This is a genomic window from Lactiplantibacillus sp. YT640 (genome assembly GCF_049745435.1).
In the GTDB taxonomy this organism is placed as follows: Bacteria; Bacillota; Bacilli; order Lactobacillales; family Lactobacillaceae; genus Lactiplantibacillus; species Lactiplantibacillus plantarum.
Map to the genome: position 1 here is coordinate 20071 of NZ_JBMNVY010000023.1, position 25360 is coordinate 45430.

Annotated in this window: 22 protein-coding genes and 2 tRNA genes; 6 read left to right on the plus strand and 18 right to left on the minus strand. The window is 44.8% G+C overall.

The features are described from left to right. Positions 1 to 8: 8 nt before the first annotated feature. The 5 genes from ACOV1R_RS12255 to ACOV1R_RS12275 all read right to left on the minus strand — a co-directional run bounded on the left by ACOV1R_RS12255 (position 9) and on the right by ACOV1R_RS12275 (position 5066). On the minus strand, positions 9 to 2138 hold the full coding sequence (locus ACOV1R_RS12255) for a transglycosylase domain-containing protein (RefSeq protein ID WP_003643108.1): 2130 nt from the start codon (positions 2136 to 2138) through the stop codon (positions 9 to 11). A 293-nt stretch (positions 2139 to 2431) separates the two neighbouring features. Continuing rightward, positions 2432 to 2554, minus strand: coding sequence for a hypothetical protein (locus ACOV1R_RS12260; RefSeq protein WP_003643109.1), 123 nt, complete (start codon positions 2552 to 2554; stop codon positions 2432 to 2434). 77 nt (positions 2555 to 2631) lie between these two features. After that, the gene (gene argR, locus ACOV1R_RS12265; RefSeq protein WP_003644266.1) at positions 2632 to 3093 is read right to left on the minus strand and encodes an arginine repressor; all 462 of its coding nucleotides are present in this window, start codon (positions 3091 to 3093) and stop codon (positions 2632 to 2634) included. Between the two features lie 177 nt (positions 3094 to 3270). Further along, complete coding sequence (locus ACOV1R_RS12270) at positions 3271 to 4392, minus strand: aminotransferase (protein ID WP_003645228.1); 1122 nt, start codon at positions 4390 to 4392, stop codon at positions 3271 to 3273. Positions 4393 to 4457: 65 nt separating this feature from the next. Beyond that, the gene (locus ACOV1R_RS12275; protein WP_003645229.1) at positions 4458 to 5066 is read right to left on the minus strand and encodes a LysE/ArgO family amino acid transporter; all 609 of its coding nucleotides are present in this window, start codon (positions 5064 to 5066) and stop codon (positions 4458 to 4460) included. A gap of 233 nt (positions 5067 to 5299) precedes the next feature. On the opposite strand from ACOV1R_RS12275, the gene ACOV1R_RS12280 reads away from it, so the two are divergent. The 4 genes from ACOV1R_RS12280 (at position 5300) to ACOV1R_RS12295 (ending at position 9162) form a co-directional block, all read left to right on the plus strand. Next, the gene (locus ACOV1R_RS12280) at positions 5300 to 6751 is read left to right on the plus strand and encodes a PLP-dependent aminotransferase family protein (protein ID WP_003644264.1); all 1452 of its coding nucleotides are present in this window, start codon (positions 5300 to 5302) and stop codon (positions 6749 to 6751) included. A gap of 102 nt (positions 6752 to 6853) precedes the next feature. Next, positions 6854 to 7096: a D-alanine--poly(phosphoribitol) ligase subunit DltC gene (gene dltC / locus ACOV1R_RS12285; RefSeq protein WP_003644263.1), complete on the plus strand. Its 243-nt coding sequence runs from the start codon at positions 6854 to 6856 to the stop codon at positions 7094 to 7096. A 270-nt stretch (positions 7097 to 7366) separates the two neighbouring features. Continuing rightward, a complete protein-coding gene (locus tag ACOV1R_RS12290; RefSeq protein ID WP_011101393.1) occupies positions 7367 to 7978 on the plus strand; it encodes a L,D-transpeptidase in 612 nt (203 codons plus the stop codon). Continuing rightward, the gene (locus tag ACOV1R_RS12295; RefSeq protein ID WP_015380214.1) at positions 7978 to 9162 is read left to right on the plus strand and encodes an MFS transporter; all 1185 of its coding nucleotides are present in this window, start codon (positions 7978 to 7980) and stop codon (positions 9160 to 9162) included. The genes ACOV1R_RS12290 and ACOV1R_RS12295 overlap by 1 nt, the downstream gene beginning before the upstream one ends. 11 nt (positions 9163 to 9173) lie before the next feature. On the opposite strand, the gene ACOV1R_RS12300 is transcribed toward ACOV1R_RS12295, so the two are convergent. The 4 genes from ACOV1R_RS12300 to ACOV1R_RS12315 are packed head-to-tail and all read right to left on the minus strand — an operon-like array spanning position 9174 to position 12672. After that, entirely contained in the window at positions 9174 to 10646 is a 1473-nt protein-coding gene (locus ACOV1R_RS12300; RefSeq protein WP_015380213.1) for a glycoside hydrolase family 1 protein, read from the minus strand. Positions 10647 to 10648: 2 nt separating this feature from the next. Beyond that, positions 10649 to 12004 carry a PTS sugar transporter subunit IIC gene (locus tag ACOV1R_RS12305; protein ID WP_003643120.1) on the minus strand — a complete coding sequence of 452 codons (1356 nt, stop codon included), beginning with the start codon at positions 12002 to 12004 and terminating at the stop codon, positions 10649 to 10651. A gap of 33 nt (positions 12005 to 12037) precedes the next feature. Next, positions 12038 to 12337, minus strand: coding sequence for a PTS sugar transporter subunit IIB (locus ACOV1R_RS12310; protein WP_003643121.1), 300 nt, complete (start codon positions 12335 to 12337; stop codon positions 12038 to 12040). Beyond that, on the minus strand, positions 12334 to 12672 hold the full coding sequence (locus ACOV1R_RS12315) for a PTS lactose/cellobiose transporter subunit IIA (RefSeq protein WP_003643122.1): 339 nt from the start codon (positions 12670 to 12672) through the stop codon (positions 12334 to 12336). The genes ACOV1R_RS12310 and ACOV1R_RS12315 overlap by 4 nt, the downstream gene beginning before the upstream one ends. Positions 12673 to 12956: 284 nt before the next feature. On the opposite strand from ACOV1R_RS12315, the gene ACOV1R_RS12320 reads away from it, so the two are divergent. Then, the gene (locus ACOV1R_RS12320; protein WP_003643123.1) at positions 12957 to 13427 is read left to right on the plus strand and encodes a DUF3284 domain-containing protein; all 471 of its coding nucleotides are present in this window, start codon (positions 12957 to 12959) and stop codon (positions 13425 to 13427) included. A gap of 212 nt (positions 13428 to 13639) precedes the next feature. Here the strand turns inward: ACOV1R_RS12320 and ACOV1R_RS12325 are convergent, their stop codons facing one another. From ACOV1R_RS12325 to ACOV1R_RS12335, 3 genes are all read right to left on the minus strand, one after another. Then, positions 13640 to 16195, minus strand: a complete 2556-nt coding sequence (locus ACOV1R_RS12325; protein WP_128485048.1) for a PRD domain-containing protein — start codon at positions 16193 to 16195, stop codon at positions 13640 to 13642. A gap of 133 nt (positions 16196 to 16328) precedes the next feature. Continuing rightward, positions 16329 to 16985, minus strand: coding sequence for a hypothetical protein (locus tag ACOV1R_RS12330; protein ID WP_003643125.1), 657 nt, complete (start codon positions 16983 to 16985; stop codon positions 16329 to 16331). 682 nt (positions 16986 to 17667) lie between these two features. Further along, a complete protein-coding gene (locus ACOV1R_RS12335; RefSeq protein WP_003645236.1) occupies positions 17668 to 19662 on the minus strand; it encodes an ATP-binding cassette domain-containing protein in 1995 nt (664 codons plus the stop codon). Between the two features lie 269 nt (positions 19663 to 19931). On the opposite strand from ACOV1R_RS12335, the gene ACOV1R_RS12340 reads away from it, so the two are divergent. After that, positions 19932 to 20408 carry a hypothetical protein gene (locus ACOV1R_RS12340; RefSeq protein ID WP_003645237.1) on the plus strand — a complete coding sequence of 159 codons (477 nt, stop codon included), beginning with the start codon at positions 19932 to 19934 and terminating at the stop codon, positions 20406 to 20408. A gap of 205 nt (positions 20409 to 20613) precedes the next feature. Here the strand turns inward: ACOV1R_RS12340 and argS are convergent, their stop codons facing one another. The 6 genes from argS to ACOV1R_RS12370 all read right to left on the minus strand — a co-directional run bounded on the left by argS (position 20614) and on the right by ACOV1R_RS12370 (position 25172). Beyond that, complete coding sequence (gene argS / locus ACOV1R_RS12345; RefSeq protein WP_003645238.1) at positions 20614 to 22302, minus strand: arginine--tRNA ligase; 1689 nt, start codon at positions 22300 to 22302, stop codon at positions 20614 to 20616. 271 nt (positions 22303 to 22573) lie between these two features. Then, positions 22574 to 23020 carry a GNAT family N-acetyltransferase gene (locus ACOV1R_RS12350; protein ID WP_003645239.1) on the minus strand — a complete coding sequence of 149 codons (447 nt, stop codon included), beginning with the start codon at positions 23018 to 23020 and terminating at the stop codon, positions 22574 to 22576. 124 nt (positions 23021 to 23144) lie between these two features. After that, a tRNA-Asp gene (locus ACOV1R_RS12355) sits at positions 23145 to 23219 on the minus strand. A 56-nt stretch (positions 23220 to 23275) separates the two neighbouring features. After that, positions 23276 to 23346: transfer RNA gene (locus ACOV1R_RS12360), tRNA-Gly, on the minus strand. 62 nt (positions 23347 to 23408) lie between these two features. Further along, the gene (locus tag ACOV1R_RS12365; protein WP_003643130.1) at positions 23409 to 23654 is read right to left on the minus strand and encodes a hypothetical protein; all 246 of its coding nucleotides are present in this window, start codon (positions 23652 to 23654) and stop codon (positions 23409 to 23411) included. Positions 23655 to 23780: 126 nt separating this feature from the next. Next, positions 23781 to 25172, minus strand: a complete 1392-nt coding sequence (locus ACOV1R_RS12370; protein ID WP_003643131.1) for an MATE family efflux transporter — start codon at positions 25170 to 25172, stop codon at positions 23781 to 23783. Between the last annotated feature and the right edge of the window lie 188 nt (positions 25173 to 25360).

A 25360-nucleotide genomic window follows, 5' to 3' on the forward strand; every position in this document is an offset into this window, starting at 1 on the left:
TAGCTTTACTAGTTGCCAAGGAAACTTTTGGCTTTGGAGAACCAGTCTTTAGCCTTGTTCTTAACTGCATTAGCGCCCTTCTCAACGTTTTCCCATACGGATGATCCACTATCAGAACTATCCGAATCACTACTATTAGATTCGGTTGCCAGCGTCGCAGCATCCTTCGTACCAAAACTAGTATTATTCGTATTCGGCAAAATATTTTGTAATTCATTCTTGAATAACGAGGAAAGTTGATTTTCAGATAAACTCTTCAAATAATGAGTACTGTTCGTCGTATCAAATCCGATCCAGGTCGTGACCACAATGTCCGGGGTATAAGCAATCATCCACTGATCCTTCGTTCCCGAACCCGTACTGTAATCAGCCTGCGTACTCCCAGTCTTACCAGCAACCGAGTATCCATACGGCTTGGCCGCAGCCCCGGTCCCACTATTGTACGTGCCAAGCATCATACTGGTCATTTCTTTAGCAACGCTGGCGGACATAATTTTCTTCGTCTTAGTCTTCGTATTATCGACAACGACATTGCCACTAGCATCGACAATTTTCGTAATAAAGTGGGCCGTCGTTTTCTTACCACCATTCGCAAACGCTGTATAGGCACTGGTCATTTGAGCGGGTGATACCCCCGTCGTCAAACCACCTAAGGCAAGTGCCAGGTTATCATCCGACTTGGTAACGGGTAAGCCAAACTTTTTCACCGATTGATACCCTTTATTCACACCAATCTTATTCAATAACCAAACCGCCGGAATATTCATACTTTGCGATAACGCGGTATACATTGGGACCGATTTACTATAAACATTATCATAGTTTTTGGGCGCATATTTATTGGCCCCAAAAGTTTGCTTCTTATTAGAAAGGTTCGAATCATACGTATAACCATTTTGTAGTGCTGGTGTATACACTGCCAACGGTTTGATCGTCGAACCCGGCTGCCGCTTAATCTGAGTCGCACGGTTAAAGCCCCGGAAGACGTGTTTGCCCCGACCACCGACTACGGCTAACACACCACCCGTCGACGGATCAACCGCAATTGAGGCCCCTTGGACCTTCGTACCATCGTCCGCGTTGGCCGGGAACAACGTACTATCCTTAAAAGAATCTTGCATCTGTGTCTGATCATCTTGATCAAGCGACGTATAAATCTTATAGCCCCGATTCATAATGTCAGATTCCGTTAGCCCGTACTTATTAATTGCTTCATCAATCACCGCATCGAAATAATATGGATAATTATAACCACTTTCATAATGGTAGTTATTCGTCAGCGTCATCGCCTTTTGCGAATAAAGCTTATACTCACTTTTGGAAAGCTTATTATTAGCGACCATGTTATTCAAGACGACGTTTCGACGAGCCGTAGACGCTTTCGGATGATTGATTGGATCATAACCACTGGGCGAGCTCAGCATTCCGGCCAAGGTCGCCGCCTGGTCAACAGACAACTCTGACGCGTGTACGCCAAAATATCGTTCAGACGCATCCTCAGCTCCCCAGACACCGTGGCCGAAATAAGCGTTATTCAAATACATCGCTAAAATTTGGCCCTTAGAATAGACATTTTCAGTTTCAATCGCCAAAAAGATTTCCCGAAACTTACGTGAGAAGGTCTGTTGTTGTGTTAGGTAGGCGTTTTTGACCAATTGTTGCGTCAACGTACTCCCACCACCACTAATGTAGTCACGGCCAAGTATCTTATTGATAACGAGCAGGACAAATGCCCGCCCGATTCCTTTGACTGAGAAACCATGTTCTTTATAGAAATTACGGTCTTCAGTCGAAATTACCGCGTTCTGTAAGTTTTTTGAAATACTACTCAAATGGACATAGGTTCCCTTTTGTGAATAGAGTGAACCGGCCTTTTTATTGTCCTTATCATAGATTTCAGTTGTCTTTTCTAACTCCGCCTGTAAATTACCAACTTTAGCCGTCTTGGCTTCATAAGTTAAATAGGCACTCCCAATTAAGATGACGGTCAAGACGAGTACAATTAGCCACCGTGTGATTTGTCGCCGGTGCCATTGGTAGCCGACGACGGCAGCGAATCGCTGCCAATAGGGTGCTAACCAATTGCCAATGACTCGTAAGCCGTCTTTGATCGTGGCCCAAAAACCATTTTTTTGCATAATCTTCCCCTTGTTCAGCCGACGCACCTGTCACAACGTCCGCGTTACTTGTTAGCTTTTACAATTGTATCATAAATTTTCCGATGCTCAGTAATTGACCACAACCTTGAAAAAATCTTCAACAATCAAACGCAACTCATTTTGTAGATAACCCGATGTTTGCCAGTTGTTGCCGAAATCACTGATTTAGGCCACGTGTTGTAACCAGATTAAAGGTCACTACGATAAAACGGCCATAAACAAAAAAAGCTTCCGAGCCGTCCATATGACATACTTGAAAGCTAGCTCAGCCATTACTTGCGCCGGACACCCCGGCGGTTAGCGTTGAGCTCATTTTGTTGTTGTTTAAATTTATCGAAGGTCGCATCGCGTTGTTTTTGATTCTTTCGAGGCGCCCGTTTCTTCGTATATTTCATATCTCACACCTCTTTTAATGACAATAATCATACCGTGAACGACGGCCTAGTGCAACCAATTAGACTGCTCACCACAGTCAGTCTTCATTACTAATGTGACTAGCAAAGGATTCGTATAGCTGCTTTGCCACCGTCGTATTCGGACTCACGACAAAGATCGTGTCGTGACCAGCCAAGGTCCCACTCACTTCTGGCAAGTTCAAATCATCAATGATCGCCGCCAATAGATTCCCATTACTCGGTAACGTATGAATAATATTCATGAATTCAACACGGTCAATGCTCGTCACCACATCGTGTAGCGTTTCAAATAGCCGGTCCTGTTCATTTTTGTTAGTTGTTTTAAAAATCGCGTACCGCGTCTGACCGTGCTCATCCGGCGTCTTAACGATCTGCATCTCTCGGATATCGCGCGAAATCGTCGCTTGCGTCGCAGCAATGCCCTCTGCTTTAAGCTTAGCCATCAATTCTTCCTGGGTAGCGATCGGATATTCACTAATTAATTGTTCGATAACTGCTTGGCGCTCTGACTTTTTCATGTCGCGAAACCTCCCCAAATCTTGTAATGAATACATTATAGCAAATATTCACTTGGCAAACTACGCACAGAACTTCAAAAAGCACATTTTCCGCCACTATTAGGAAAATGTGCTTAAACAAATTTGTATAATTATTTAAAAGTAATGAGTCAACCACGGTTACCAGTCCACTAGTAACTAATCAAAGCGGCGTAAATATTGCCCTAATAAATCCAGACCCCGTTGTAACGTCGGCGTATCCGTACAGTAACCTAAGCGGGCGTGCCCCGGAATATCGAAACGTGAACCAGGCACTAATAAAACACCGGTATCCCGCAGTAATTGTTGACAGAACGTCTCATCATCGATCGGTACTATTAGTTTAATACACGACACTGAAATGCCATGTGGCGTAATCAATTCGACCCGCGGTTCCTGTGCGACCCACTCTGTCAGAATTTTGAGGTTGCGACTGACTAGCTCCCGATTTCGCGCCAGAACGCGTTGGCGGTGCGCTAAAATTCTAACGGCCAGTTGGTCATTCAAAACGCCCCCGCAGATCATCGTATAATCACGATACTTCCGAAAAATATCAGCAATGGCTTGACTAGGTGTCGCCGTCCACCCGATCCGGATACCAGGCGCTGAATAGGTCTTGGATAAACTGTTGACCGCAATTCCACGCTCGTATAAATCGGCAATTGAGACGAACGGGGTTTCATCCAGTGGCTCGTAGACCTCATCGGCCAAAACGTACGCTCCAACTGAGCGAGCTAATGTGACGACCTGTTCTAACAGTGTTCGATCTAGTAAACTCCCAGTCGGATTGATGGCATTATTGAGTAAAATCATCTTTGTTTCCGGCCGGATCAAGCGTTGCAGTTCCATAATATCCGGCAACCAGCCCGCTGACTCATGAATATGCCAATAATCAACCGTAGCGCCCAATGACTTGGGAATATCATACAGCTGCTGATAACTCGGGTACAGTGCAATCACGTGATCGCCGGGTTCCACCAAACTATAGATTGCTAAATGATTAGCCCCGGTCGCCCCATTTGTTTGGAGAACATTGGCTGCTGGCACTTGCTCGTATAACTGACTAACGAGTTCTTTAAATCGTGGTGAGCCCTCGATCCAGCCATAATCCATCCGGGCCGCCCCTAGTTCTTCGTAAAAATCCTGTGGTGCTTGTTGGTCGTCTAAAGCCGCAATTTCTGCCATCGTTAAGGCTGCGATTGAGCTTTGACTAATATCAGTGGTTGCTTCACGCTCATGTGCGTTTAACCAGGCCTCCACTCCGAAACCAGCAATCTTCATGCGTATCGTCCCTCTCATAAAAAGTCCAATACGACTAGCATACCGATTGTCAGAGGTAACCGCAACTATATTTTCGTGATGAAGGTTGCTAGCAACTTCACGCCGTATAGAATAATGATGCCACCACAGATTCGATTGATCCAGAGTAGGACTCGTGGTTGCATGAGATGTTTAAACTTACTGATCAAGCTGGTCAGACCGATGAACCAAATAATGGATGCTAGGATGACCCCCAACATAAAGAAATGGGTCAGTGCCGCCGGGATTGACACCCGAAACGCCGCCAACAACACGGAACCATCAATCAGTGCTTGCGGATTCAGCCATGCTACCGAAAAAGCGGTCAGAATCGCTGCTTTATATGAAAAGTCCGCGTCGAGGGTCCCCATTGCCGTGGCCTTTTGCCGCAACAGATTCCAGCCAATGTAAAAGACCAATAAACTCCCAATCAACAACACCCCTAATTCGAGCCAGGGAGTGGTCTGCAACAATCGGCCCACCCCATAAAAGCAAGCCAGGGAGAGCGACGTATCGAACGCAATTACAATTAAAGCCACCCGCAATGCCCGTTGCAATGGTTGTTCAATAGCTGTCGAAACCACAAATAAGTTTTGCATCCCGATTGGTGCAATGTAAACAATTCCAAATAATAATCCTTGTAAAAACACTTGCATGTTTTGACCTCCTTAAGACCAGCCAATTCGATTCTTTTACCAACCAATTATCGTTCAATCAATTGGTCATATCCGACTAGCTTTTAATTCAGAGATGATTATAATAGAGATAATTTCATTTGTAGCCAACCAATTTAACAATTTTCACCCAACCACCTGAATCAATCATCAAATTTCTGGCTAGTAGAATGACAGCTTAATTCGCCCGCATGGGCACTCAGGAGGCGTTTGCCATGGCAATTTTAACGATCAACTGGCAACCAAATAAACAGGTCAGCACACCAATTTACCAACAAATTACTAACTATTTTCAAGAACAAATCGCGAAAGGCAATTGGGCCGTTGGGGCTAAGCTTCCTGCGCAGCGTAAACTGGCCGAACAATTCGGCGTGAATCGTAGCACCCTAATTACGGCACTTGATGAACTAATGGCAGTCGGCTTAATTACGAGCAATCCAGGCTCTGGGATGGTTATTTCAGGTAACCATTGGTCCAGCTTATTGGCGGAACACGTCAACTGGTCGCAATATGTTAAAGCAGGCCAATTCAAGCCCAATTCCCACGCGCTCCAAAAAATCAACCAATTTGAAACCGATGCGGTTATTCGTTTAAGTACGGGTGAACCCGCACCAGAACAATTTCCCCGTCCACTTTTTCAACGGGCCTTTGCACATCTAGGCGAACAGTTAACGAGTTTGAACTATACCGAGCCTGCGGGCATTTTGGCTTTGCGACAACAAATTGCACGTCACTTGGAAAAAGTTGGGATTCATACCCATCCGGAAAACATTCTGATTACTTCCGGATCATTACAAGCGCTCCAACTGGTCTCAATGTCACTATTTCCCAAAGATGCCACCATCTACACGGAAGCACCTACTTATGTCAAATCTTTACACGTCTTTCAATCGGCCCACACCCATCTCGCTGGCATCCCGATGGACAGTCAGGGCTTGGCGTACTGGCAGATGAACGCCCCCATTCAGGGACACCATGCCATTCTTTACACGATTCCGACATTCAATAACCCGACTGGAATCGTCATGAGTGCCGAGCGACGTCAACAGGTCTTACAAACCGCACAAGAACACCGCTTACCAATCTTAGAAGACGCCGCTTATCAAGATGTCTGGTTCGATCAGCAGCCGCCACAGCCACTGAAGGCACTCGATAAGACTGGCAACGTTATTTATTTTGGTAGCATCTCAAAGTCCCTTGCACCGGGATTACGCATCGGCTGGACGGTGGCCGCCAAACCGGTCATCGATCGCTTGACTGACGTGCGCATGCAAACCGATTACGGCGCTAGCTCACTGTCACAACTTGTACTGGCAGAAATCTTAGCTGATCCTGAATATGAAACGTATCAAGCTGATTTCCGGTCCGTACTTGTCAAGAAGGCCGCGGCGGCAGAACAAATTCTGCATCATTACTGGGACGATTTTGCGACTTGGCAGACGCCCACGGGTGGCTTTTATCTGTGGGTCCGCTTAGCCGACAACATTAATATTCCCAAATTATTCGACCTTGCCACTGCGCACAACGTTCTCTTCAACCCTGGTAGTATCTACGATTTCCAGCCGAATCAGTACATTCGTCTGAGCTTTTCTTATGAATCCAGCGATCGCTTTGAACAGGGGATTAAAATTTTAACTGATTTAATTCACGCCAATTTTAACGTTTAATCAAGTAAAGATTTCGTTAATACACCTGATTAACCATCATCGATGATAAAACTATGCTAGAATGAAGACTGAATAATTCACAATAATGATAAGGGGCGTATTTTGATCATGGATGATGTTAAAGCAACGGTACTATCGATCTTGCAAGATTTAACTGGGGAAGATGTTTCAAACAATATGGATGCCAATTTATTTGATGAAGGTATCTTAGATTCCATGGGTTCCGTACAACTGTTACTAGAACTTCAAAATCAGCTTGGTATTGAAGTGCCCGTTTCCGAATTTGAACGTTCTGAATGGGAAACGCCTGCTAAAATCGTAGCTAAGGTCGCTAGTTTACAATAAATAAAAATTCAAATCGCCGTTAAGCACGCTGCTTAATGGCGATTTTTTAATTAGCTGGAAAAATTGTCTAATTAACAGCTGATTTACTGCAAATAACTTTAATTTGCCGATTTCCGACATTACCCGTGGCACCAGCAATAATGGCTATCACAACTCATTTTGGAAAATTTTACGAAAATGATATGCAAAGTTTACACAATTTTGATAAACAAACGTTCGCTAACTGAGTAAACTAAAATCACTAAAATCATTTTTGTAAGGGATGGTATTTTGAAAATCAGTGTTCATCAGCTCATCTGGGTCACGATTGGCGCAATTAGCTTAACTATTTTTACCGGATTCGGACACCTATTTGCCCGGCACCACCAGGCTATTGCCAGTAATCGGCCAATCACTAAAGTTAGTCATTCAGCAACTAAGGTAACCACGCCAGTCCCGGAGACCGTTGACTGGCACAAGCCCTCCCTGTCACGGCCGTATCCCAAACTGGCTAAATACGATGACATCAACATTCAGGTTTCAATCAAAAAACAGCGAGTCTACTTAAAAAACCACGATCAGACCCTTTATACCATGCTTGCTTCTACGGGCAAACATGGCTCTGATACCCCCAAAGGACACTTTGAAATCCAAGCCGAACGAGGACAACACTTTTTTAACACGCAATCGGGTGAAGGCGCCAATTACTGGGTCTCATTCAAGGATCATGGGATTTACCTATTTCACTCAGTCCCAGTCGATGCTAACGATCAATACATCGTTAAAGAAGCCCAGCAACTTGGTAAAGTCGCCAATTCACATGGTTGTATTCGTCTGACGATTGCTGATGCCAAATGGCTCTATGAAAACATTTCAACCCATACACCGGTGGTTGTCAGTTAATGAAAAAAGAATTTAGGCCACATCCTAACGACCGCCATAATCTACTCTGCTATCTCAGCAGCATGTTAATTACCTTTTTTGGCTTCTATGGCTTTACTTACCTAGTCACCTGGTTAACGATTGAAAAGACCGGTGATCCCCAGTTACTCGGCAACGTCATGGCGATGACAATGCTGCCGGCAATCGGTCTGAACCTAGTAGCTGGTCGGGTACTTAAATACTACTCAGCCAAACAAATGATGTTCATTACGGATATTTTGACGGGAATACTCTTCATTGGTGCCTATTACGCACTAAATACGGTTAGTTGGCAAATCACTTGCTTAGTCATCGTCGCCGTTCTTAATAAATCAATTGGGGTCTTTTATAAGCTCAGTAACAAAACGATTTTGCCAGATCTTCTTGCGCCCGTAAATATTCAAATCGTCAACGGCTATCAAACTCAGATTCGCCAGTTGGCCATCGTTAGCGCGACAATGCTCGTCACGATGGCATTACTATGGGTAACACCGGCTACCCTAATCTTAACAATGGGGATAGCGTTCTTGGTTTCAGCCGGCTTCGATTGGCAATTCCGAACACGTTCCAATCTCTCCTCGGATTCGGTTGTCACCGTCAAGCTAGACCGCCATCGATCATGGCCGACATGGTCGTTACTGTACGCCGTTCTCGGTTATCTGGTCGACGCGACGATTGCAGTAGCCGTTCCTTGGCTCGTCGTCAGCAAGTTGCATAGTCACTGGCCACTTAGCTGGTTCTTAACAGCTAACGCCACAGGTATCTTATTGGCACCACTATTGCTAAAACGATGGTCAAAGCAATCCCTGCTAACTTTGACGGCCTTCACCGGTGGGTGCTTACTACTTATGTGGCCGACCTTTGCCAGTCTTATGATTACCATGTTCTTAATTGGTGCATTACGCGGACAGACCAACATTAGTTTTTTCACCACTATCCAACAAATCCCCACAAACAATCGTAATACTCTAATGACGGGGGTCTTAACCGTCATCGACACCACTACCGTTATTGGTAGTTTGCTAGCACCCCGTTTGATCTTAATGCTCGGTTCTTGGACCCTCCCCTTGCTTGGTGGTGGTATCCTCTTGTTTTGTTTGACGCGGCTAATTATCTTATTGAACAACCAAAAGCAGTCTTCATCCGATATCGACGAAAACTGCTGAGCAACAGTCATTTAATTTGAGGCCGAGGGACCTAGATCTTGACCATTGGATGCAATCACTCGCTGATACCAGTAGAAAGAGTCCTTCGGGATTCGGGCCAGAGTTCCACTACCATCGTCTTGACGATCCACATAAATCAATCCGTATCGTTTAGACATTTGCCCTGTACCTGCAGAAACTAAATCAATACAGCCCCAACTGGTATAACCAATCAGTTTGACGCCATGGTGAATTGCCGTTGCCATTGCTTGAATATGTTTACGTAGATAGCTAATCCGGTATACATCATGGATTTGACCATCTACTGTCAAATAATCCTTGGCACCCAATCCATTTTCAACAACCATTAGTGGTAAATGATATCGATCATTCATCAGCTCCAAATAATATTGTAGACCAGCCGGGTCATCCGCCCACTCCCATTCAGAGTATTGTAGATATGGGTTACGCGCGCCCATCGAAAAATTACCGCCAACAGTTGCACTGACCTCATGTGTTGTAACTGCCGTTGACATGTAATACGAGAAGGTATACCAGTCAACCGTACCGGCTTTCAAGGCTTCTAAATCACTGTCCGTAATGTCTAAATCAACTTGATGCTCATTCCATAAACGTCGTGCATAGGTTGGATACTGTCCCTGGCACTGCACATCACCACAGTAATAGATGTTTTGTTCCCAGACGTACCGATTCTGCAAGACATCCGCCGGATCACAGGTTAACGGATAAGACGTGATACCGCAAATCATGCAACCAACTTTATTTTCGCCATCAATCGCATGTGCTTGCTGTACGGCTAAAGCACTAGCGACAAATTGATAATGTAATTGTTGATAAGCGCGTTGGTAATCTGCATCACCGGCTTTGGCACGCAATGCCAGAAACATGATCGTATTATTAATTTCATTGAAGGTAATCCAGTGCTTTACCAGCCCACGATACGCCGTAAATAGCGTTTCCGCATAATGCTGGTAAAAACCAATCATCCGACGGTCATTCCAGCCACCATACGTTTCCTCCAGATACAGTGGCATATCGAAGTGTGAAATCGTCACCAATGGTTCAATTTCATATTTTTTCAAAGTTTCGAACACCTGGCGATAAAAATCCAACCCTGCTTGATTAGGTTCATTTTCATCGCCGCGTGGGAAAATCCGTGACCAGGAAATCGACATTCGATACATTTTGAAACCCATCTCTGCAAACAGCGCAATATCTTCTTGATATCGATGATAGAAGTCAATACTAGTCTGATTAGGATAATAGTCATCTGGCAGTACCGCTCCGTGTGCTCCAGCAGGAATTGAATCCCCTTTTCCAGGAGTACCATCCGCTTGCAAATAAGTGACTTGCCGTCGCTGATTAAGGCCTCCCATTGTCGTAATATCCTTCATAGTCAGGCCCCGACCATCAACATCATAAGCACCTTCGCATTGATTAGCGGCAGTAGCCCCACCCCAGTAAAAATCAGCCGGAAATTGCATATTCACACCTCTTTCTCAGGCTTCACAGGTTGCATGGGCGCATTACCTTGATTCGAAACTGCCGCCCGCTTTTCTTCAGCTTCAACTGCCGCCTCTTTGGCAATCAGTTGCTTTTCATAAACTTTAAAGAAGGGATACCAGATAAGCGCTGACGGAATCAGCATCAAATAGTCAGTCAATGCGTTGCGCCAACTGAGCGTACTGAGATAACTTCCAAAACCCATGGGTAAAATCGCGGTAATTACAATCCACCCCGGTGTTAAAAATCCAATCTTGTATAGTACGAGTGCACACAACATAACTACCGGAATATTCAGGACAAACGGGATACTCATAATCGGATTATACATAATTGGAATACCAAAAGTCATGGGTTCATTAATTTTGAACCAGCCGGGGATAATTGACAGCTTACCAACGGCACTCAGCTGTTTAGATTTAGAACGCATCGCCATTAGCGCTAACGGCAGGGTATTCCCAGTTCCACCTGCTACGGTCATAAATGAGAACAACATCACAGGTGCAAACACCACCGGCTTCCCAGCTGCCTGCAATGCGGCATTTTCAGAAACCGCTTGAATCACTAACGGCATCACAATTGGGACTAAAATCATCGTACCATGAATGCCAAAGGTCCATAATAAAGCACCCAAGATACACAGGACAAAAATACCTATGGTTGAAGTCAGTGCACTCAGTGGAATTGCCAGTAATTCCATAAAACCCGAACAAATATTATACTTACCGGCTGTTCCAACCGTGACTAATAACGATGCGCCCAAGAAAATCACGGCGTTAAACAATAATGGCACAATGGATGCAAAACCGTCTTGGAGAAATTGGGGGACTGCATCTGGCATGTTGATTCGAATATTCTTGTCTGTACATAATTTCTCAACGCGGACGGAAATCCAAACTACGACGAAGCCAATAAACATTCCCTGAGCACCTAAATAGGTTGTATCAATGCTAACTGTTCCAGTCTTACTGACAATCAACCCACCGGCCACAATCCAAAAACCAAATAATGCGTCAATCGCATTCATGATTGGGGCCGTCATTTTTAAATTCTTGGCGTAATGGAATCCCAAGAATAAAACAACCCAAATTGATAAAGAATTCATTGAGAATTGGAATGGAATCTTCAAGTAGGCTAACAGAATACTCTTTGCTGATAACACGCCAAACATCGTCGGTCCAAGTACTGACATCGTGATTTGAAAGATCGCGCCAACCATTAGAATACCCATCAAAGACATCATAGCTGCCTGTAATGCGGTAATAAACTTATTATTGCCAAGTCCCTGGCCGGCGCGTTGTAAGCCGACCATCAGTTTACTATTAAAAAAGCGTTCCATCGTCCTTCACCCCCGAATACTAATCCCTCGTCATCACACCAAGTTCTCGGCCAGTTTGAAAATATGGGCACTGTCACCCACCGCATAGTCCAATGGTGGAATAGCAGCGACGGGCAACCCAGTTGCCGCCTCAACTTCACCCTGCCGATAAGCCACTTGCGGCCCCATTAAAATAACGTCATAGTCCTGATAGACATCTTCATACGCGGACAAGCCTACTGCCTGGATTTGCCCTGCAACACCTTGTTCGTCACGATATTGCTGTAACTTTTTCATTAAAATGCTGGTTGACATACCGCCCGCACAAACTAATAACACGTTGATTGCCTTCATAAATCGACCATCCTTTCAAATTTTTGAGACATCTTTAACATCTCAGCGATTAACTCGTTAGCTAACAGACTCGTCATAAAATGATCTTGAGCATGAATTAGTAAAATATCAATGGAAACCTGTTGACCATTCGCCTCAGCCACCAGTAGTTGGGTTTGAACATCATGTGCTTTCCCCAGTGCTTCACTAGATTGCTTCAATAACATCTTAGATTCGGAGAAAGCATCGCGATGCATCGCATCTAACGCATTAAAAGCCAGCGTACGACCTTCACCAGAATACGCGATAAGTGTCATTGCAATATCTTGAGTTTCAGTATTATTGGCTAATGTCATTATCCGGTTACCTACTTTCTGTATTTGTCGACAAACATATCGTAACAAGTTTTGTCATTAACCACAAAAGCGCTTACATATGCTTGTGTATAGATTTAAGGTCCATGAATTAGCAGTATCAACACACACGTGGCGTCATAATAGCTGAATTAGACTAAATATCCAACTTCATCACTATTAGTGTATAGGTTTAATGACCAATTTATGTATTGTGTATAGCTGATTCATCGGGTTGTATAGCTTACTCATTTTAACGCGTTTTTTTCAGCCTTGAACTGTCGAAAATGTCTCGCTATAATCGAATCATGAAAATCATTCGCACACTTGCCGTCACAAACACGGAATTTTATGACTGGTTAGAAAAACAACTACTCATAGAGATTCAAGCCGCTACTGGTGAAATACTCACAGCAACGTCAATCAAGAAAGGACTGACATATACAAAAACGACCGCCAAAACGGCCGCTCAGATTAAAATTACGATTGACGATTATCAGCGTGGGATTAAGTACCAAATGACAGCTATTTCACCACTGGATACCGTAACCGTGACCTATTCGACCATTGCTGAAGGCACCAAAACAACCGTGACCTTTCTAGAAGATGTTGACAGTTATCGGCCACAACAACACCATTGGCTACTCAGAAATTTTAGTCAAGCACTGCTACTCGGACGGATGTCTGACAAGTTATTGCAACTCGAACAACAAATCATTGCTCACCGAACAACAACTTGCAAACCGAGCCAACCATAGATACTTTGTCAACGGTTAGGCCTTTAAATTCATACGAATCGCTGACCATCTAAATAGTCGCTTCAAGCAATCGCCACTGCTTGAAGCGACTTATTTAAGTCTCATTTAAAAACTGCTCCGTCAATGCTAGAACCAACCATCATCTCCCCATCAAAATCAAAGCTGACACCTTCCTGATATCAATCTCAAACGATTATCCGTGGCACTTAAGATTAGTGTAATTGCTTTAAGATGACCAGTAGCGTCCCAATCATCTCATCATTCACAATCAGTTTAAATGTCTGCTCGACCGGCCGTAGACACCGTCGTAATTGCTGATAATCTTGCGAATACTGGGTCACTAATTTCCGCGTTTGCGCCGTTGTCGTCACAATCTTGCCAGCCAAAATACGGTCAATCATGCTACCCAAGTGAACAAACAGGCCAATTTGTTGATCCTCAGTTAGTTGGTATAAGGTTGTCAAATCATCCATGAGTGGTGGTAACACACGCTGCAACTTAGCAACTTCTGCGTATTCGAACTGCGTCTTAAAATACTGATAGATCTGATTATAAGTATCCCAGCGACCAGCTTCCGGCCGAAACATCAGCACTTGATCTAACTGCTGATGTGAATGTTCAAAAATTGCTGCCATCGAAATAAACGGAATGCCGAATAATTGAGGATCAAAGGTGCCGACAAATGCATGAATCTGATAAACCTGTTGTAGTCTAAGTACGGTTGCCACCAACTCATCACGATGCCCAATTGCCAACGCTTTGACGCGCATCTGTAACCGTGAATATTGGTCAATATAATCTTTTAATTGCGCAGCACCCCCCTCACCCGTATGACACAGCGTAATAATCAATTCATCTTTTGTTGTCTTTTCGGCGTTCAGTTGGTTTAGATCGACTTGCACTAGATGATAAACATCGTCCACGTCCATTACGCGCGCACTCTTTCGAGCAGCATCGACTCCGACTAAAGTCACTGGGACTTGAATCATCCGAATTTTGGTCGCGAGTTCGCCTTGAATGGTCGTCAACATCCATTTGATTGCCCCCATATCATAAATGACTAGCACACCTGCACCGCAATCAATCTCGCTGATTTTATGCTTCAGTGCCTTCATCACCATCGTGCTATCGGCTGATAAGTCAACATCATAAGCATAAGTATTGCTGACAGCGCTGAGCGTGTTCGTTGTTCGCATCAGGGCCTGGGCAGTCCCCATTCCTTGCATGACGTAAAGCACAACCGGGTGATGACGCGTCACTGGTGATTGTGCAACTAAAAACGTTGCTAATAAAGCAACTTCAGCCGGTGAAATGGTCAAATCTAGTTTTGTCGCTAAGACCTGTGCTAATTTAACAGCAGCCTCATATTCGGCCACATGTTGTGACTGTAATTGCGTGATCATTGTCGCTGATGCAGGTTTGGTCGTTGGCATTTGGCGATACATCCCATTAATGTGTAAACATAATCCATTAAACACACTCTCGGTCAACGGCCGTGCCAATAACCGTTCACAATCTGGTTGCCAGTCTTTGACAATCTTAATAATTAGTGGCGCAACGATTTGTGCTAAATTTTGCGTATTGGACGCACGCTGTTGGACGATACTCGGTTTTATCACTGACGGTGATTGTTCAACTGACCTTGGCACTTGGACACTGCGAGGACTTGTTCCCGGCTCAACTTGTTGCCGACTCGCTTGCAATGAATCTGAGCTCAAACCCGAAGACGACTTGGCCGCAAACGATAAATCAGCTGCTGCCAACACGGCCGCCAATTCTTGTTGATAGTCCCGTTCGTGCGCTAACGCTTGTTGAACGGCGGGCGATAGATCCGCAAGGTACACGCGAACTTCACGGTCAGCATCAGCCATAAATCGGACATAAGCCTGCGCACAGGCCATCGTGATGGTCGCTTTCATCGTTTTCAAATTCTGATCATAATTTGCCAGCATGAGCGCCTGGGCAACGGCTAGTTCCAATCGAATCGTCCGCTTGGATTGTTGAGCTTCAATCGTCAAAAAACGACGAATCAACGCCCATCTTTCTGACCACGGTCGTTGCTTAAAATCAGGTAATTCAATTTTCATTATCAATTGCTGCGTCCTAAGAATTTCCTGATCAATCCCGCTCACTAAAATGATTAACAGTGGTTGCTTATGGGACGCCACGGCTTCCATGACACTCGTCAATTGTGCGCGTTGCGGGCCATCTAAATAGTCGTAATGGTCAATCACAACAATACCGCCCTCGGAGTGTGCCCAAAGACTGTGCGCTAGCTGGCCATGCTCACCAAATAATTGACTATCAAGTTGGTGAATATCGTCTGCATAATCACGACACTTAACAATGATGGGGCTGCTAGCTGCCGTTAATATACCCCGTTGCTCAACAAAATTCTGAATTTCGTGTACAAACGTGGTACTGCCCGCCCCACCGTTTGCCACAATGTGAATATTCAAAGGACCACTCGGATACAAAACAGCCGCTTTTGCTAGTTTGATCGCATGTTGCAAGCTATTTAAACGACCAATTAGTCCCGTAAATGGCTCTTGGAGGTGGGACGCAGCTAATAAAAATTGAACTGGCCGCGTCTTAGTCTTGACCAATTTTTGTTTGCGCACTAAGGCATTCAAAGCCGCGCTAACATTTGTGCGTTGCATTTTCAATTGTGTAGCAATGACCATTGCTGTCACACCATCGTGATACCGCGTATCCGTTAAAACCAATTTGCGTACCGTATCATAAATAAGCTCTCGTGTCGTTTCCATTAGATTTCCCCCACAAAATTCGCATCACTACATTTATACCAGATTTGTACATATTTCGCTGTGATTGGCATCCGCAAAAAAGCACCCGTTGCTCATCACAGCGCGTGTCGTTTTGATCAATAATTAGCCATAATTACGCCACAAGTTTGGTTAAAATTTGCGTGGCATCCGCCAAAACTTTTTCTGGGTGCTGGCGGGCGTCGGTCAACATACCCAATGGCTCTAAATTCATTGCAGCAAATTCTGCGTGCCGAGTTTGAAATTGACGATGGAATGGGAGTAAGTCACTGGCCGTCATCGCTGACCTAACAGCTACTGGTGCTGGATAACGATTCAAAACGGTGTAGATTTTAGGATTGGTCAGTGTGTATTCCATGCTAAACTGTAAGGCCCCTAAATCTTGATACAACAACGTGTTGACATCCGTTTCAGTCGAATAGGTTAAAATAATTTGTTGCGCTAATGGCAACCAGCACTCGTTGAGTAACCAAGTATAGTTATCGTGTTTCGGACCCGTAGAATCAAGATCTATCAATAAATAATCCGTCTGGACACCCTGCAACGCTATCCAAAAGTTGTTGAGCTCGTTAGCCGTTCGAATATCTGACTGCCACTCATGGCAGTGATGCTTTTGAATGGTCCGCCACGTAACGGTTTGATAATTGCAACTAACGATGGTGACCGTCATTTTCCAATTAGTCAATACGTTCGCTAACGCCAGTGTCAACAAGCTCTTGCCACTAGCAACCTGCGTTCCACCAATGACTAGTGTCTGTGGTTGTTTCCTCAAAACAAAACCCTCCTTAGCTTAATTTACACCAACAGCATACCCGGACAGTCGCTGAATTACTAGTGTTTTGCATGTATAACAGGGGGGACTTTGGGCTTTTTATGAGAAGTCACTGATAAGTTTGTTGGCGAATTAATTCACTCGTTGAATAAGTCAAGTGGGCGATGGATTAATTCTGCATAGGGTTGACAAGACACGGTTTTGGCCATAAAAAGTAAGCGCCAACATGTATGGTAATCAATTTAAACGGATACAATTGAATTTTGCCATTGCTACTTATCTTCTCAAAAATTAGTTTTTACTAATAATGTTTAGTTATGTCAATTAACTAACTAGCACCGGTTTGTAAAGAACCATCATCGACGTCTCAAGTACACGCTAACTGCCAAATAACCATCCCCAGTTACCTAAGACCAGAAGATATTAATCAAAATTAGCTCGACTAGTAACGCAGAACCTAGCCGAGCTAATTTACTTTTCTCAATCAGAAGTTTCTGCGTACCCTGGGCGAGCCAATATTAGAACTGGCTGCTGTCGTTAATACCAGCCCTAATGAATTAATGACCCCCACCCCTGAATAAAACGACTATTTTGCGACATCTCGCACAGTTTTTAACCACTCCTTCAAACAAGTTGACTGGTTAACATAACTTTTCCATCACGACAATTATCCAATCACTTGTTATTCAGCGGCCAAGGCTTTGATCGGATTAGCCCGCGCAGCCCGCCTTGCTGGTAAAATAGCCGCAAGCCAGGCGATAATAATTGCGATTACAAAAATTGCAATTACGTTGCCGAGCTGAATCTGAACTAGCGCATACCCGCCAGTTAGCTTAGCCAGACCATGATTGAGCCCTCGTTCAGCTAAATAGGACAGCCCAGTCGCTAACGTGGCACTGATAATGCCTAACATCAGCGCTTCACTAGTAAATAGCCGGCGAATATCACGCCGGCGCTCCCCCAGCGACCGCAGAATACCAATTTCTCGCATCCGAGCACTGACCGACATGAACATCGTTACAATAATCATTAATGCGGAAACGATTAATGAAATCCCCGCAATCGCCGCCAACACTTTAGTGGCAATATTAACGTAAGTATTGAACGAATCCAAAGTGGCCGCAATACTAGTCGCGGCAAATGGGTGCTTGCCATTAATTGATAAGTGGTTAATTTCATTTACCACGACCTGATTTTGCACCCGACTCTTAATTCTAACGCTCACAAACGTTGGTTGTGTTGAGACACGTGCCGCTGAACGCATCGACTGCATCGTGGTGTAGTTAACTGCATTCAAACCGACCTCAGAGGTACTATCTACTATTCCGGCAACCGTCAACACGCGCGCCACGGTCACGGGTTGCCCTTTTTGATTGAAGGTTTGATAACTCACAGTCACAGCCCGACCCACTAACTGACGCCAACGCGTTGCCGACCATTTCTGCGCGATTGAAGACTTATCTAATACGATTTGATTGTCACCCGCCACGTGGCCTGCTTTCAACTGCCGGGTCGGATCACTACTCGTCCAGGTCGTCAGTTCAGGTGCGGCATACTTTTGTTGTCCAATCGCAATCGTTGCGTTTGTAGCTGAAATCCCGGGTTCCACGTTGGTCACGTGCTTAAGGTCACGCAACGCTGTGAGTTGTGAGTCGGTGAACACCGGCATCCGGGCTGCGATACCGCCGGCTACAGCTGGATCATAGACGGCCGCAGCCTGTTCATCACGATCCTTCGCGTTATCCGCTTGGTGCATGACCATAATTGATTGTGGGTCCACCAACGCATTCATTTCGTGGTTAATATACCCTTTTATGCCGGTCCCCAGACCATTGAAAAGCATGACGGCGAATAATCCAATCGCTGTGCCAACGACAATTAGCGTATTCCAGATCCACGTATGCCGCATATGCTTGAAGGCCATCATGACTGATACCCAATACGAAAGTGGCCGCGCAGGTAGTGACGCAACTGTTTGCGTGGTGCCGACATTTTGGGTGGTCACTGGTTGTGACTTAATTCGTCCATTCACCAACTCGGCAATCCGGGTCGCCGCACCCGCCACGCGCTGTGAATGGGTCACACAAATCACCAAGCGCCCTTCCCGTGCGATTTTTTGAAGCATGGCCATGACATCGGCGGTATTGTCTGCATCCAGCGCACCAGTCGGCTCATCCGCAATCAAAATTTTAGGATCACCGGCTAATGCTCGAGCGATTGCCACCCGTTGTTTTTGACCACCTGATAATTGTTGCGGGTATTTTTTTATTTGTGCCGTCAAGCCAACGTTTGCTAGGAGCTCGTGTGCCCGTCGCAATCGGTCACCATGGCTTAATTTAGTCATATCTAAGGCTAGCATGACATTCTCAAGCACGGTCAAATGACCGATTAGATTGTAGGTCTGTGAGATATAGCCAATGACTTCGCGCCGGTACCGATCCAGCTGGCGCTCATAATGATAATCAAGTGGTTGTCCAGCGATACTGACGGTTCCCGTGAAATCATGGTCTAGTCCCCCAATAATATTCATCAAGGTTGTCTTACCACCACCTGATTCACCGACAATCGCCACAAACTCACCGAGTTCAAACTGCAAGTTAATGTCCTTCAAGACGTTGAATGTTTGTTTGCCAACCTGATAGTTCTTACAAATATTCGTTAGTTCTAAGTAGCTCATCACCAAGCCCCCAATATGGCATTTTGAATTAGTTTTCAGAATACCACCCCGGACGACTAAACAGGTCATTAAAATTTTAGTATTGGAAGTTGCCTTATTAAGATTTTAATGTTTGTTTCGATCATCACACCGACTTATAATCAGACATAAATCATGCTTGGTTTCACTAACTCGGATGGGCGGTCATTTGTAAGCATCATGACGCCCGCAACCCAGTTTGAGCATTTATCTGAAGAAAACACAGCCAAGCCTCAAACGGAGGGATAACCATGAAAAAGGCTTTCAGCTTAATCGGTTCCGACTATATTCGTTGCGCGATTTTTTTCGTGATTGCTTTTTATGCCGTCACCGCAGATCCCAGCGGCCGTTTTCACCTACATTGGACGTTAACCAACCTCTATCTGACTTCTGCATACTTCTTCGGCCATCCACTCCTAATGTGCCTATTGCCACGACTTACCCATAACCCTTTTCAAATGATTTCAGTCGCTTCACGTGCCTTGAATGATGCGACCGGTCAACATCAAACAATCACTCAAATTTATCATAACGCCGTCAATCCCGTCAGTAGCCGTGATATGTTGCTCTCTCAGAATGAATATCGTGACGATATGATGTCGATCAGCGTTTCCTTTGTCATTCATGGGTGCCTATTGTTACTATCTTGGCCGTTAATCGGGCTTATTTTACTCGGCCGGGGCGGTAAAGCCTTGATCCGTCGACTGATAATCCACTTCACACGATAAGTCTGGTTCCAGTTACAATAGTGGGCCTCCGCTACCTACTTGCGATTTCTGCGATTGGTTCACAACTTGCGTTCGCCATCGGTTGTATATCGAGTTCCGTGCCTCTACGGCCGCAACAAAAAAACGCCACGCATTCTCGCCCGGCTTTAACGGCCGGTTTAGTATGCGTGGCGTTCAAATTTGAACAGTTGTTAATTAATTCTAATTACATTTCATCGGGAGCCTTAACGCCAAGTAAGCGAAGGGCTTCCTTCAGGACGATGCTGACACTCTTGACCAAAGCCAGACGAGCGTTTAATTCATCATCTTCAACTAAGATTTTGGTGTTAGCATAATACTTGTTGTATGCCTTGGCTAAGTGGATCGCATACTTAGCAATAACGGATGGTTCGTATTCCGTGCTGGCACGTACTACAGTCGCTGGGAATTCACTCAATAACTTCAAGGTATCCCAAGCGGCTGGGTCGCTTAACGTTTGCTCGGTTGCCGCAATTTCTGGGCTACCAGCTTTACGTAAGATACTTTCAGCGCGTGCATGGGCGTACTGCACGTATGGCCCAGTCTCACCCTCGAAACGAACAACTTCTTCCAAGTTAAAGTCAAAGCTGTTCATCCGTTCGTTCTTCAAATCATGGAAGACCACAGCGCCAATCCCAACCGCATCCGCAACTTCATCCTTGTTAGGCAAGTCCGGATTCTTGGCTTCGATTTGTTCATGAGCTAACGCAACCGCATCGTCCAAGACCTTATCAAGCAGGATGACCCGGCCACTCCGAGTTGACAACTTCTTACCACCAGAAGTAATCAAACCAAATGGAATGTGGTGGATCTGGTCAGCCCAGTCAAAGCCCATCTCGGTCAACACAGCCTTTAATTGCTTAAAGTGGTTGGTCTGTTCATTCCCAACGACGTAGAGGGACTGCACGAAATCATAAGTCCGTTTCCGGTAGATCGCAGCGGCCAAGTCCCGCGTGATGTACAAGGTCGCGCCATCTGATTTTTTAATCAATGCCGGATTCAAGTCATATTTGCTTAAGTCCACCACTTCGGCGCCTTGACTTTCTTGCAAGAGGTGCTTGTCTTCCAAGATGTCGACAACTTCTTGCATCTTATCATTGTAGAAGGCCTCACCCTTGAAGGAATCAAAGTCGATATCCAAGCGTTGGTAAATCTTCTTGAACGCTTTCAATGATTCTGAGCGGAACCATGACCACAGATGGGTGGCTTCTTCATCACCATTTTCCAATTTTTTGAACCATTCACGCGCCTCGTCATCCATTTCAGGATGATCGACGTCTTCTTTATGGAAACGTACATAGTATTTTAATAAGTTATTGATTGGATCAGCCTTGACCTCAGCTTCGCTTCCCCACATTTTGTAGGCCGTGATCAACTTACCGAACTGCGTGCCCCAGTCACCTAAGTGGTTGATCTTAACGGGTTGGTAATCCAACTTACTTAAAATATTTGCCAAAGAATTCCCAATCACTGTTGACCGCAAATGCCCCATTGAGATTGGTTTGGCAATGTTTGGCGATGACATATCGATGGGAACTTGACCCGCTTCACCGAGCTTAGCATCACCAAAATGGCCACCATTCGACAACACTTGATTTAAAATATCGGCTGCAAACGCATCTTTCTTGAAGAAGAAGTTAACGTACGGGCCCATTGCAACAACTTTTTCAAAGTCACTGCCATCGACTTTTTCGACGATGTCGATGGCAATCATTTGAGGTGCCTTGTGTAACGTTTTGGCTAAGGTGAAGGTCGGAAAGGCCAAGTCCCCCTGCTTAGACGTCTTTGGTTGTTCGATCTTATCTAGAATCACTTCCTGCGTTAAATCTGGTAGTGCTGGCGCTAAGGCCGCTGCGACGAGTTGTTTATAATCCATATTGTCCTCCTTGATTGTCTTACGGGACAAAAAAAGTCCCTCACATATTTAAAAACATGTAAGAGACGAGACGTGCCCGCGGTACCACTCTAATTGATATGACATCCACTTATTATCGAATTGTCGTCTTCAAAAGCGCGCTTCCAATAATGTTTAGATTCGGCTCCCATCATCCCGAACTCGCTGGTCTAAACGTTCATCGTACTATTCTTTCTCATTAGACGTATATATTTTTACCATGCGTTAGTATAACAGAATTCAGCCGTTTTGACTAGTTCAACGTTAAAATCATATTCTGATGCGGAATCCCATCTTCTAAATAAACGCCAGAGACTGGTTGAAAACCAAATCCACGGTAGAAGCGATCTAAGTAATGCTGGGCCTGAATATTGATTTGCGTCGTGGAAGGCCACAACGCTTGAATCTGCACAATCGCCTGTTGGAGCAACTGCTGACCGTAGCCGTGCCCCCGCACCGCCGGATTGGTGATCACCCGGCCGATACGGGCCTGCTGGTTGGCTTCACGCATTAATCGCGCATATACTAGCAGCTGTTCCGTTGAATTCAGCCCTCGTAAATGCCAAGCCATCAAGTCCGTATCGTCGACTTCTTGATACGGACAGGCCTGTTCGACGACAAAAACCGCCACTCGTAACTTGTAAATCTGTTGTAACTGCCGAACAGTTAACTCATCGAAAGATGTTGTTATAAATTGCATTTGCGCTCCTTAACGATTACTGTTGATCACCCATCCGGTCAACTATTTAGTCATCTTGATTTTTACTCAATAAAAAAGAACGGGTCATTGCTGACTAACGTTCTTGATTATCATCATCTATTGACGGTCCGTACGAGACTCGAACTCGTGATCTCCTGCGTGACAGGCAGGCGTCCTAAACCAACTAGACCAACGGACCATGCGCTCAAGGAGCTTGAGAATACAATGACTACTAACCGAAATGATTAATAGCAAAGCGGGTGACGGGAATCGGACCCGCGACGCAAGCTTGGGAAGCTTGAATTTTACCACTAAACTACACCCGCATTTGACAACAGAAATTAGTATAGCATACATTTTTTCTGTTGTCATGGTTATTTATAAATTTTTAGTCTTCTTTTTCTGGGACGACTTTCGGCTTTGGAGCCGCTTTAATGAGCTTAGCATCATCCTTACGAACAACTGCGCGGTGGTTATACTCGTTAACAATTGGTTCGTCAGCTTTTTGAAATTCCTTAATTAAGATCAAGACTGAATTTTCATACACTTTTTCAATTTCACCCTTGAAATCATGTTCCAACGAAGCAAACTTCTTACCAGCGACGTAATCGCCAATTTTTAATTCTACGGCCATTTGTAAACTCCTTAACGTTTTTCAATTCATGCCCCGTCCACAGGTGTCCGGGAGATTATATGAGTGACTTTAAAATAAAATTGATAACAAATATTATCAAATAATCCACTTGGTTGCAAGCCTTAATTACAATTTTTCAGAATCGTTTAATATTGGTTCGGCCCCTTCTGCGACCGTGTTTGTCATGCGGGCCTGTTGTCGTAAATCGTGGACTGATTTAATATAAGCAGGCAAAAGCACGGCACACGACCCTAACCAAGCTAACGGTTCCGAACTACAAGCACCGGCGTAATCGAAGATCCGAACTAAGATCAGCGCTGCAAACACCCGCATAAAGAGTTCCGCCGCGCCTGCCAAAGTTGGAATTGCGCTGCGTCCAAGCCCTTGCAAGGTATTACGCATAATAAATAACATTGATAATAGGATATACGTGCTCCCGATGACGTTAAAATACGTCTGGGATAAGTTCAATACCGCCATGTCCTGATGACCGACGAAGAATCCCACAAGCTGTTTACCCCAAATAATTTCAATCAAACCGGCAGCCACACTAAAGCTCCCCGACAGCCACATGGTCTGTTTGACTCCCGTGATAATCCGTTCATACTGATGAGCACCATAATTCTGAGCCGCGAAAGTCGCCATGGTGACCCCAAAAGACATTAATGGCTGAGTCGCGACTTGGTCGATTTTCTGAGCGGCAGTCGTCGCCGCCACTGAATTAGTGCCAAGACTATTCAGTGCCGCTTGTAACACAATCGTTCCAATCGCAATGATCGACATCTGAAAAGCCATGGGTAACCCAACATTCAGGTGAGCCTTCACTTCCGACCAAACTAACTTGAAGTGGCGCCGTCCAATGTGCAAGATGGGTACTTTGACGATGATGTAAACCACACACATGAGCGTTGCAATGGTTTGTGCTAAAATGGTTGCCCAGCTCGCCCCGGCAATGCCCCATTTGAAAACCAAAATGAATAACAATTCCAAGCCAATATTAATTAACGCGCTGATAATCAAAAACCATAAAGGCGTGCGACTATCACCGAGTGCGCGAATGATGTTTGACAACAGGTTGAACGCAATTGGTGCCAGCATCCCGCCAAGCATAATTTGTAAGAATGTCCGCGCATCCGCAATGATATCCGTTGGCGTTTGCATTAACAACAAGATATGGTCAACGAAGATCAACGACAGAATCGTCAAAATGATCCCAACAATTAGACTAACTACGATACTAATCGCAAAACTGCGCCGCACTGCTTTAAAATCACGTGCCCCAAAATGTTGGGCTGTTAATATGGATAAGCCAGCGGTTAACCCCTGCGCAAAGCCAATGATCAAAAACTGAACACTCCCAGTTGATCCAACCGCCGCTAGGGCTTTAACCCCTAACGTCTGACCAACGATCAACGTGTCCGATAAACTATAAAATTGCTGAAAAATGTTACCGATTAGTAACGGAATCGTAAACCAAAAAATTAATTTTAGCGGTTTTCCCTTTGTTAAATCGTTCATTTTCGCACTCCTTTCATTAATTAAGATGACGTACTTGTAATCGCTTTCTTGGCGCTTTGCCAGACAAGCAAACTTTGCTAGTATATCAACTTTAGATTTATAATACTAGGGTCCGTCTTAAAACTACTTAAGTAAGATGCAAATTGAGGCAATGTAGACCGTAGCCAGATAAACATGAGCGAGCTTAT